This is a genomic window from Verrucomicrobiota bacterium, from assembly GCA_021413925.1.
Lineage (GTDB): Bacteria > Verrucomicrobiota > Verrucomicrobiia > Chthoniobacterales > UBA6821 > UBA6821.
Window position 1 is genome coordinate 48017 of the sequence record JAIOPL010000019.1, and the last position, 10303, is coordinate 58319.

General features: G+C 56.7%; 9 protein-coding genes. All 9 read left to right on the forward strand.

Going from position 1 to position 10303, the window contains the following annotated elements; genetic code table 11:
- The first annotated feature begins 8 nt into the window (after positions 1-8).
- The 9 genes from kaiC (at position 9) to K8R57_08825 (ending at position 10152) form a co-directional block, all read left to right on the forward strand.
- Positions 9-1799, forward strand: a complete 1791-nt coding sequence (gene kaiC, locus K8R57_08785; GenBank protein MCE9588394.1) for a circadian clock protein KaiC — start codon at positions 9-11, stop codon at positions 1797-1799.
- On the forward strand, positions 1732-2148 hold the full coding sequence (locus K8R57_08790; protein ID MCE9588395.1) for a circadian clock KaiB family protein: 417 nt from the start codon (positions 1732-1734) through the stop codon (positions 2146-2148). Before kaiC ends, K8R57_08790 begins: the two co-directional genes overlap by 68 nt.
- Before the next feature lie 20 nt (positions 2149-2168).
- The gene (locus K8R57_08795; protein ID MCE9588396.1) at positions 2169-2567 is read left to right on the forward strand and encodes a circadian clock KaiB family protein; all 399 of its coding nucleotides are present in this window, start codon (positions 2169-2171) and stop codon (positions 2565-2567) included.
- Entirely contained in the window at positions 2567-5137 is a 2571-nt protein-coding gene (locus tag K8R57_08800) for a PAS domain S-box protein (GenBank protein MCE9588397.1), read from the forward strand. The genes K8R57_08795 and K8R57_08800 overlap by 1 nt, the downstream gene beginning before the upstream one ends.
- Entirely contained in the window at positions 5134-5589 is a 456-nt protein-coding gene (locus K8R57_08805) for a response regulator (GenBank protein MCE9588398.1), read from the forward strand. The genes K8R57_08800 and K8R57_08805 overlap by 4 nt, the downstream gene beginning before the upstream one ends.
- Positions 5586-7331, forward strand: coding sequence for a GGDEF domain-containing response regulator (locus K8R57_08810; protein ID MCE9588399.1), 1746 nt, complete (start codon positions 5586-5588; stop codon positions 7329-7331). The genes K8R57_08805 and K8R57_08810 overlap by 4 nt, the downstream gene beginning before the upstream one ends.
- A 78-nt stretch (positions 7332-7409) precedes the next feature.
- Positions 7410-8138 (forward strand): lysophospholipase, encoded by a 729-nt coding sequence (locus K8R57_08815; protein ID MCE9588400.1) that lies wholly within the window; start codon positions 7410-7412, stop codon positions 8136-8138.
- A complete protein-coding gene (locus K8R57_08820; GenBank protein ID MCE9588401.1) occupies positions 8138-8800 on the forward strand; it encodes a phosphoribosyltransferase in 663 nt (220 codons plus the stop codon). Before K8R57_08815 ends, K8R57_08820 begins: the two co-directional genes overlap by 1 nt.
- A complete protein-coding gene (locus K8R57_08825) occupies positions 8797-10152 on the forward strand; it encodes an erythromycin esterase family protein (protein ID MCE9588402.1) in 1356 nt (451 codons plus the stop codon). Before K8R57_08820 ends, K8R57_08825 begins: the two co-directional genes overlap by 4 nt.
- The last annotated feature ends 151 nt before the right edge of the window (positions 10153-10303 follow it).

Here is a 10303-nt window from a genome sequence, read left to right on the forward strand (position 1 = left end):
GCCCCAAAATGAGCCCGAAACAGAAACCCAAAGCAACTGGCAAAGCAATTGGCAAAGAGACAGGCAACGTCACATCCAGACCGCAACTCCCCAAGACGCCCACCGGCATTCTCGGTTTGGATGAAATCACCGGCGGTGGATTGCCAAAAGGGCGGCCTATCCTTGTCTGCGGCGCCGCAGGCTGTGGCAAGACAGTGATGGGAATGCAGTTTCTGGTGAATGGCGCCAATCTGTACAATGAACCGGGCGTCTTTATGTCGTTCCAAGAGAGCGAGCAGGAGCTCATCAGCAACGTCGAGGCGTTCGGATTTGATCTGAAAGACCTCATCCGGCGCAAGAAGCTTGTGATTGATTCCATTGCCGTCGAGCGCAGCGAGATCGAAGAGGCAGGCAAATACGATCTGGAGGGTCTCTTCATCCGCCTGGGCCACGCGATCGACTCCATCAATGCCAAGCGCGTGGTGCTTGATACCATCGAATCGCTCTTTAGCGATCTGGGCAACCCCCCACTCCTGAGAGCCGAAATCAGTCGTCTCTTTCGTTGGCTCAAGAAGAAAGGTGTGACCGCCATCATCACCGGCGAACCCGGGGTCGCAATGCTGACGCGCCAGGGACTGGAAGAGTATATCAGCGACTGCGTCATCAAGCTCGATAACCGGATTACTGATCAGATCTCCGAACGCCGCCTGCGCGTGATCAAGTACCGCGGTTCGGAGCACGGCACCAACGAGTATCCATTTCTGATCGATGAGGGGGCAATCACCGTCCTGCCGATCACCTCGGCCACACTGAAACATCTTGTTTCAACCCACCGCGTCCCTACTGGCGTGCAGCGTCTGGATGCCATGCTCGGCGGCAAGGGGTTCTACCAGGGCAGTAGCGTGCTCGTCTCAGGCACAGCGGGCACCGGCAAGAGCAGTCTGGCAGTGCACTTTGTCGACGCCGCTTGCCGCATGGGGGAACGCGCCATCTATTTCACCTTCGAGGAGGGGGCTGAACAGATCATCCGCAATATGCGCTCGATCGGCATCGACTTGGAGCAATGGGTGCGGAGGGGCCTGCTACAGTTTGCGGCTCACCGCCCGACTACCTATGGCCTGGAAAAGCATCTACTCATGATGCAACGGTCTATCAACGACTTCGATCCGGCAGTGGTGGTGGTCGACCCCTTGAACAGTTTTGTCGTGGATGGCAATCAGATGGACGTGAAGGGCATGTTGATGCGCCTGGTGAATTTCATGAAGACGAAGGGCATCACCAGCCTGTTTACTAATCTGACGGCGGGAGGAGGCCCGATCGAGCAGACCGACATACGGATCTCGTCACTGATCGACACCTGGATACTGCTCCGTGACATTGATTATATCGGCGAGCGCAACCGTACTCTCTGCATCCTGAAGTCGCGCGGTATGGTGCATTCCAACCAGGTCCGCGAGTTCTTGTTGACCGAGCACGGAGTGCAGTTGAGAGATGTCTATCTCGGCCCGTCAGGCGTGCTGACCGGCACAGCCAGAGTGAATCAGGAGGCGGCCGAGAAAGCCGCGGAACTGATACGCGAGCAGGAATTGAAGCGCGGCCGCGAGCTACTGGCCGGCAAGCGTTCCATCGTGGAAGCCCAGATTGCCGCCATGCGTGCCGAGTTCAAAGTGCAGGAGCTGGCGAGCCGGAAAGTCACCGATGTACAAGAAGCCATTGAGACACTTGCGGCCGAGCAACGTAAGCTCATGGCGTATGCGCGCGGCAGGGATTTCAGCGCCCAGGGGTCACCAAACCGTCTCAAGAAAGGGAAATCGAAATAAAGAATCTCCGGACGCCACAGCAACAACCGTGAAAGCAACAACCGTGAAAGCGGCTCACGGAAATGCAAGCCCGGATCTGTACGTTCTGCGCCTCTATGTGGCAGGCCAAACGCCGAAGTCGCTCGCGGCCATTACCAATCTGAAGAGGATCTGTGACGAACATCTGGCAGGGCGCCATCAGAGCGAAGTCATTGATCTCCTGCAAAATCCGCAACTCGCGCGCAAGGATCAGATCCTGGCGATCCCGACCCTGGTACGCCTTCAGCCGCTACCGGTGCACAAGATTATCGGCGATCTCTCCGACACAGAGCGTGCGCTCATCGCGCTGGGCCTCCGGGAAAGACCATAGGTTTATAAGGAGAGGCGCGCATGAACAGGAAACCTCTCCAGGATCAACCACAAGGGCTTAAGCAAGCCTCTAACCAAGCCTCTCATGCTCAGAACCCAAGGAAGAGCGAGCACTCTGAGACTGCTAAGACTGCTGAAACTGCTGAGCCCTATATCCTCAAGCTCTACATCGCCGGCATGACGCCGCTCTCGCTGCGCTCCATCGAGAATGCGAAACGAATCTGCGAGGAACATCTGGCAGACCGCTACCAGTTGGAGGTGATCGACATCAGGCAGCAGCCGCAACTCGCGAAGGGGGCACAAATCACCGCGGCTCCAACGCTTATCAGAGAGATGCCTCTGCCTCTGCGTCGCGTGGTGGGCGACTTATCTGACACCCAGCATGTGCTCCTGGGGCTCGACCTGAAGAGGAGAAGATAATGTCCAAGCAACACAACGGCTCTCTAGCAATCCAGGACGAGAACCTGGCGCTGCGGGAAAGACTGGCTGAGGCGGAGCAAACCCTGGAGGCCATACGCAGTGGTCGAGTGGATGCGCTGGTGGCATCGGTCAATGGCGAAGAACGCATCTTCACACTCGAGGGTGAAGATCGCTCTTACCGGATTCTGATCGAGGCGATGCAACAGGGCGCGCTGATCACAAGCACTAGTGGGCTGATTCTGTATGCCAACCACAGCTTTGCCGGCATGCTCAAGGCCCCGCTTGAGAAGGTGATCGGTTCCCTTGTTTCCGACTGGATCGCGCCGCAGAGTCAAGACGTACTGACTTCGCTGCTCCACCTGACTCCTGGTGCGAAACAGAATAGCGAGCTACTGCTGAAGGGCATCGATAACACAGAGGTACCAGTACTTCTTTCTGCAGGGAAGCAGGGGCTGAACGGGGATTCGGATCAGCTCTGGATGGCGATTACAGACCTGAGTGAAGTGATCGCAAGAAAGATAAAAGACGCAAAAGCGCTGGCCCAGCTCGGCGTCGACAAGAAACTGGCCGCTGCGGCACTGCAAACCCTGAACTACACGCGCAGTCTTATCGAGGCGAGCCTCGACCCGCTGGTCGCCATCAACCCCGATGGGATAATCACCGATGTGAATGAAGCCACCATAAAGATCACCGGACGGTCCCGCTCGGAGCTGGTCGGCGTTGATTTCTCGAGTTACTTCACCGACCCCGATGCGGCGCGTAGTGTTTATAAGCAGGTCTTCGAGGAGGGTTTCGTGAAAGACTTTCCACTAACTATTCGCAGCTCCGATGGCCATGTCACCGATGTGCTCTACAACGCCAGCCTCTACCGTGATAAACATGGTCAGGTGAAGGGTGTATTGGCCGCAGCACGCGACATCACCGAGAGAAAGAAGGCTGAAATGACCGCCAGCCGCCTGGCTGCCATCGTCGAATCCTCGGATGATGCCATCCTGGGATTGGAACTGGATGGGACGATCACCAGCTGGAATCACGGGGCGGAACTGCTGTTCGGCTACTCTGCCTGCGAGATGATGGGAGCTTCCAACTTGAAGCTGATCCCGCAGGAGTATCACGCTGAAGAGCATGATATTCTGGAGAAGATCGGACGTGGCGAATCAGTGCTACACAAGGATACCGAGCGTTTGACCAAGCAGGGAGAACGGATCCATGTCTCTCTCACGGCGTCGCCCATCAAGAATGCCGTCGGCCAGGTTATCGGTGTCTCGAAAGTGGCTCACGACATCAGCGAGCGCAAACATGCCGAAGCTGAAATCCTCAAGCTCAACTCCGAATTGGAACAACGAGTCAAGGAACGCACCCTGGCCCTGACTGTGAGCGAAGAACGCCTGCGCATGGCCGCCTTGTCTGCCGACATTGGAATCTGGGATTGGGATCTCGAGAGCAATAAAGTCTCTTGGGACAGGCTGATGTTCTCAATCTACGGGATGCCGGAGACTGGGAACAGCGTCATCAGATATGAGGATTGGAAAAGCCATGTGCACCCGGACGACGTGGAGAAGCAGGAATCCTTACTTCTCCAGCTCATTGAGAAGCAGGGGCATCAACAGCGGGAATTTCGGATTATCCGGGATTCGGACCATGCCATACGGATCATTCGAGCCTCCGACGCCACTGTCATAGGGGAGCATGGGAAGACGATTCGCATCGTCGGTATCAATGTCGACATCACCGAAGGGATGGAAATGGTGGGTGAGATTCGCAATCTGAACGCTAGTCTCTCGAACCGCGCCGAGGAATTGGAGGCCTCGGTAAAGGAGCTCGATTCCTTCTCCTACTCGGTCTCACACGATCTGAGAGCCCCGTTGCGAGCCATCGATGGGTTTTCACGCATCGTCGAGGAGGACTACGCACCCAAGCTCGATGACGAGGGAAGACGCCTGATCGGTGTGATCCGTGGCGAGGCTCATCGGATGGGCCGCCTCATTGACGATCTTCTGGCCTTCTCCCGTCTCGGCCGACTGAAGGGCGAGGCGGTGACGATCGACATGAGAACGATGGCCCAAGAGGTTTTTCAGGAGCTGGTGGCACAGGAACCAGGACGCACGATCCACCTCAACCTGCATCCGATCCCGCCAGCCTTCGGCACGGAGGCAATGATCAGGCAACTCTGGGTCAATCTGATCGGGAATGCTGTGAAGTTCACCATGAATCGGGAGGTGGCCGAGGTCGAAATCGGCGTCATGCCGGGAGAGGATACTGAACATGGTGATGAGCTGAACAAGGGCCAACACGTTGAGAAGATTTATTTCATCAGGGACAACGGCGCGGGCTTCGACATGCGCTATGTCGACAAGCTCTTCGGTGTCTTCCAGAGGCTCCACAGCAAGGAGGAGTTCCCCGGAACCGGCGTGGGGTTGGCACTGGCCCAACGGATCGTCAATCGTCATGGGGGACGAGTCTGGGCCAAGGGTGAAGTGGACAAGGGGGCGACCTTTTTCTTCACCATCCCTGATAACGGGAACCATGCAACCACCGTTCCACAATCATCCATTAAACCAACATCATGAACTGCAAATCCACCGACATCCTGATCGTCGAGGACAATCCGAACGATGCTCTCCTCACCATCCGTAGCCTCAAGGAGCACAATCTGGCCAATAACATCGTCCATGTCAGGGATGGTCAAGAGGCCCTAGATTATCTCTTTGCAGAGGGGGGCTACAGCGACCGGGATCCCCTGAACCTCCCCAAGGCTATCCTGCTTGATCTAAAACTTCCCAAACTGGACGGCCTCCAGGTCCTGGCCAGAATCCGAGGTGACGAACGGATGAAGTGCGTGCCTGTCGTGATCCTTACCTCCTCTCAGGAGGAAGGGGACCTGGTTAAATCTTACAAGCTCGGCGCCAACAGCTACATCGTGAAGCCAGTGGAGTTTGAGAGTTTCTCAGCCGCCATCAAACAACTGGGTTTCTACTGGCTCCTGCTCAACAAGCTGCCCGTTCAAACCGCAATACCATGAACCACATGACAGGCAAAACTATCAGGATACTCATGTTGGAGGATTCGGACTTCGACGCAGAACTGGTGATCAGGGAACTCCGTAAGGGGGGGCTCGACTTCGTCTGGCACCGGGTACAGACCCGGGAGGAATACCGGCTGGCACTCAAGAGCTTCCTGCCAGACCTCATCCTGGTCGACTACAAGCTACCCGATTTCGACGGTGGTCAGGCCATCGTCATGGCCAAGGAGATCTGTCCAGGTGTGCCGGCGATCGTCGTGACGGGAGCGGTCGGTGAGGATACGGCCGTGGAGCTCTTCAAGAAAGGTGCCACCGACTTCGTGCTCAAGGATAGGATATCGGGACGGTTACTCGGAGCTGTCGAGAGGGCGATCGCGGAGTCCATCAACCGCATAGCGAGGCGTCAGGCCGAGGAGCAGCAATCACAGCTCAATGCGGAACTCCGGCGCCTGGCCACCCACGACCCACTGACCGGAGCGGCTTCACGGACACTTCTTCTGGAGAAGGTTGAGGAAGCCATTGCCGGGATCAATCCGCAAGCTCCCGAAACGGCCTTCTTCTCGATTGATCTGGATAGCTTCAAGCAACTCAATGCCACCTACGGGGCGAACTTGGCCGACCAGGTCCTAGTTGAGACCGCGCGGAGGCTGAACGCACTCTGCGGACTGAATGATCTGGTCGGCAATCTCGGGGGTGACAAATTCTTCCTACTTCTGCGTCGTGCCGGGTTGGAACAAGAGTTGCCCGCTCTTCTGAAAAAGATTGAGAGCTGCTTTGGGCGGCCTTTCCATCTCAGGAACCTCGACATCACAGTCGACGCCTCGATCGGCGGGGTAATCCTCAGAATCCCCGGGGAGACCACGGCCAATATCCTCGCCCAGTGCGAGGAGGCCATGAGACAGGTCAAACTCGGTAAACACGAAGGCATCTTCATGGTGGATGAACGCATCATCAAGGAGCTGAAACGACGCAGCCTGCTGGATAACGAGATCATTGAGGGAGTGAAAACCAAGAGTCTCTTTCTCCTCTTCCAGCCGATCGTCAGCCTGGAAACAGGCAAGATCCACGGGGCGGAGGGATTGCTGCGATTCCGTCAGAAGGACGGCTCCGTCCTGCCTGCGGCGGAATTCATGGATGCTCTAATCCGCACAACCTCCCTCTCCCTAATGGATGAAGCCGTTATCTCCAACTTCCTCGACTCCAGCAGGGGTCAGATCGAACCGCTACTCCAGAGAAAGGATTTCCGATTTTCATTCAACATATCCCCCGGCATCCTGGCTAACGTGGGTTATGCGGAGAAGATTCTTGCCCAGATCTCAAAGGGGGGCGCCAATCCCAACTCCTTCACCCTCGAGATCCTCGAGGAGGGACTCATGCCGACGAACGGTACGGTGAGGGAGAACCTGTCGATTCTGCAACAAGCGGGCATCCATGTCGCCGTCGATGATTTCGGTATCGGCTACAGCAATCTAGTGAGACTCTCCCGACTCCCGATCAATGAGCTGAAAATCCCGAGGGAGTTGATCGGCGGCATCAAGTCGGGCGATGCGAGGTTGAAAGCCGTACTCGAAACCATCGTCGGTATTGCGAAATACCTCGGTCTTCTAATCGTCGCCGAGGGAGTCGAGGAGCAGGTTGAGGCAGACCATCTCCGCGCTCTTGGTTGCCAATACGCCCAGGGCTATCTCTATGGGAAAGCAATGCCGCTTGAAGAGCTGATGACGCTCATCGGAAGTCACTAAGGCTATTGCTTCGCCCTCATGGGGAACTAAGCGTTTCTACCAATTGAAGGCTCATCCTGCCCGGAGGATGATCTCCTTATGACGGAAAATCATAATGACCTCTTCAGCGAAGAGGAATTCAACACGGAAGCTCATATCCCCATCTTGGGCCCCGAGACTTACCTGCTTGCCGACTGGAAGATGCCTCCCCATGCGCGGGGTGTTGTCCTCTTTGCCCACGGTAGCGGGAGCAGTAGGCACAGTCTGCGCAACAGGGCTGTCGCCAGGTATCTGGTCAGTCGTGGCATCGGGACCTTCCTCCTAGATCTCCTGACCGCGGAGGAGGAGCGGGTCGATAACGTAACACGAGATTTCCGTTTCGATATTCAACTGCTAGCCAAGCGACTCGTGATGGCAACGCGCTGGATACGCTCTCAACCGGTGACCAGCGAGCTGCCCCTCGGTTACTTCGGGGCCAGCACCGGCGCAGCAGCAGCACTCGTGGCCGCGGCAAAACTGCAGGATGAGATAGCGGCTGTGGTCTCCCGAGGAGGGCGACCCGATCTTGCCGGGAGCGCCCTCGCCGATGTCAACTCCCCCACCCTTCTGATCGTGGGAGGAAATGACACGGAGGTGGAGGTTCTCAATAGGCGGGCCTTGGCAAAGCTCTCATGCAGCAAGAAGCTCTCGATTATCCCGGGGGCGACTCATCTCTTCGTGGAACCGGGAACTCTCGAACAGGTTGAGGTCCTCGCAGCCAACTGGTTTCTGAAACAATTCGCCGTCCATGAACCCGTGACTATGAGCACGGGAGGGAGGATCCGGTGATGCGATTCCACGACAGAAAGGAGGCGGGTCAACTACTGGCACTGGAGCTGGCGTGCTACAAGGATCGTAGAGACGTGCTCATCCTTGCACTGCCACGAGGAGGAGTTCCGGTGGCCCATGAGATCGCCTCAGTGCTCCATTGCCCACTCGACGTACTGGTGGTGAGGAAGCTGGGTGTTCCAGGACACGAAGAGATGGCCATGGGTGCCATCGCCACGGGGGGAATCCGCCTGATCAATCCTGACATTGTTTCCGCTCTCGGAATCACTCCCCAAGCCGTCGAGTCTGTCGAGCGCAAGGAAGAGGCGGAACTTGTTCGCCGTGAAAGAACCTACCGGGGAAACCTCGGGCTACTAGACCCCAGCGAGAAGATAATCATTCTGGTCGATGACGGCATTGCCACGGGAGCGACCATGCAGGCGGCGATCGCCTCACTGAAACAGCGCCATGTCAGGAAGATCATCGTGGCTTCTCCCGTAGCCCCTCACTCGGTGGTCTTATCACTCCGTCGCGTGGCAGACGACGTGGTCACGGTGTTGACTCCGGAAGACTTCGGCGGTGTGGGACGTTGGTATGAGGATTTCTCCCAAACCTCCGATGAGGAAGTGCAGCAGCTACTAGAGGCTGACCATGAGAGCTCTCTAACCACACACCATCCATGAAAACTGAGACTGAGATCCTTCGAAAATCGGTAATTCCCCTCACCGGCGGCCCTGCTGATTTTGATCACCTGATTGAACGGGCGCGGGACAAGCGGGTGGTCCTTCTCGGGGAGGCCTCCCACGGAACCCATGAGTTCTACAAAGTTCGCGCCGAGATCACGAAACGGCTGATTCGCGATCTCGGATTCAATGCGGTCGCTATCGAGGGAGACTGGCCCGATGCCTACAGGGTGAACCGCTTCGTGCAGGGAGCAGGAGGCGATCCGGAGGCCATCGATGCGCTCGGGGGATTTAAACGGTTCCCCCAATGGATGTGGCGCAATAGCGATGTCCTCGATTTTATAGGTTGGCTTAGGAACTGGAATGGATCTGTCGATGACGACCATCGGAAGGGACATCATGACGGGAAATTCGCAACGGGGTTTTACGGTCTGGATCTTTACAGTCTGAACGCCTCAATGAAGGCTGTGATTGATTCCCTCAAAAAGATCGATCCGGCGGCAGCGAATCGGGTGGCCTCGCATTACTCATGTTTCGACCATTATGACAGCGACACCCAGCGCTACGGCCTCCTGGCCGGATCAGGAATGTCCGAGAGCTGCAAGCAGCAGGTAATGGCCGCGATCGCTGAACTCCAAGTCCGAAGAGAATCGTATCTGGGGCGGGACGGCATACGTGCAGCCGATGATTTCTTCGATGCCGATCAGAATGCACGTCTCGTCCATGACGCGGAGGAATACTACCGCACGATGTTCCGCCACGATGTCTCCTCGTGGAATCTCCGCGACAAGCACATGATGCAGACGCTGCTACTCTTAATACACCATCTCAAGCAGACCCGACTCAGGGCGAAGGTGGTGGTCTGGGCCCACAATTCCCATCTTGGCAATGCCTCCGCCACCTCGATGAAGCAACGGGGGGAATTCAATATCGGACAGCTTGTCCGGGATCATTTCCAGGAAGAGGCGCTTTCGGTTGGATTCACGACGCATCACGGAACGGTCACGGCTTCTTCCGACTGGGATGGCCCAGCAGAGCGCAAGCGGGTCAGGGCGGCGCTCCCGGACAGTTACGAACAATTCTTTCACGAAACAGGCATCCCCAACTTCTGGCTCGATTGCCACGCCGATTCGAAGGTCGAGCAGATCCTACGGAACCCGCGTCTGGAGCGTGCCATCGGGGTGATCTACCGTCCCGAGACGGAGCGACAGAGCCACTACTTTAGGTCGACGCTGCCCGATCAGTTCGATTGCATTCTTCACTACGATGAGACCAGGGCGGTGGAACCGCTGGAACGCACCGTGGAATGGACGACGGGCGAAGTCGACGAAACCTACCCCACCGGTCTTTAGTTCTGAGTTTTCCCGCAGAGCAACTGTGGTTTTTAGCAAGGGGCGAGTTGTGATTTTTTGATGAGGCATTGGAGGTGGATGAGGAGCTTGCGCATGGCTGCGACGATGGCGCATTTGTAGGGTTTTCCCCTGTCTCGAAGACCTTGGACAT

Excerpts from the sequence above, each read along its gene's own strand:
- K8R57_08805 (MCE9588398.1), top strand. The coding sequence starts at position 5,134 with ATGAACTGCAAATCCACCGACATCCTGATCGTCGAGGACAATCCGAAC.
- K8R57_08800 (MCE9588397.1), top strand. The coding sequence starts at position 2,567 with ATGTCCAAGCAACACAACGGCTCTCTAGCAATCCAGGACGAGAACCTG.
- kaiC (MCE9588394.1), top strand. The coding sequence starts at position 9 with ATGAGCCCGAAACAGAAACCCAAAGCAACTGGCAAAGCAATTGGCAAA.
- K8R57_08795 (MCE9588396.1), top strand. The coding sequence starts at position 2,169 with ATGAACAGGAAACCTCTCCAGGATCAACCACAAGGGCTTAAGCAAGCC.
- K8R57_08815 (MCE9588400.1), top strand. The coding sequence starts at position 7,410 with ATGACGGAAAATCATAATGACCTCTTCAGCGAAGAGGAATTCAACACG.
- K8R57_08790 (MCE9588395.1), top strand. The coding sequence starts at position 1,732 with ATGCGCGCGGCAGGGATTTCAGCGCCCAGGGGTCACCAAACCGTCTCA.
- K8R57_08810 (MCE9588399.1), top strand. The coding sequence starts at position 5,586 with ATGAACCACATGACAGGCAAAACTATCAGGATACTCATGTTGGAGGAT.
- K8R57_08825 (MCE9588402.1), top strand. The coding sequence starts at position 8,797 with ATGAAAACTGAGACTGAGATCCTTCGAAAATCGGTAATTCCCCTCACC.
- K8R57_08820 (MCE9588401.1), top strand. The coding sequence starts at position 8,138 with ATGCGATTCCACGACAGAAAGGAGGCGGGTCAACTACTGGCACTGGAG.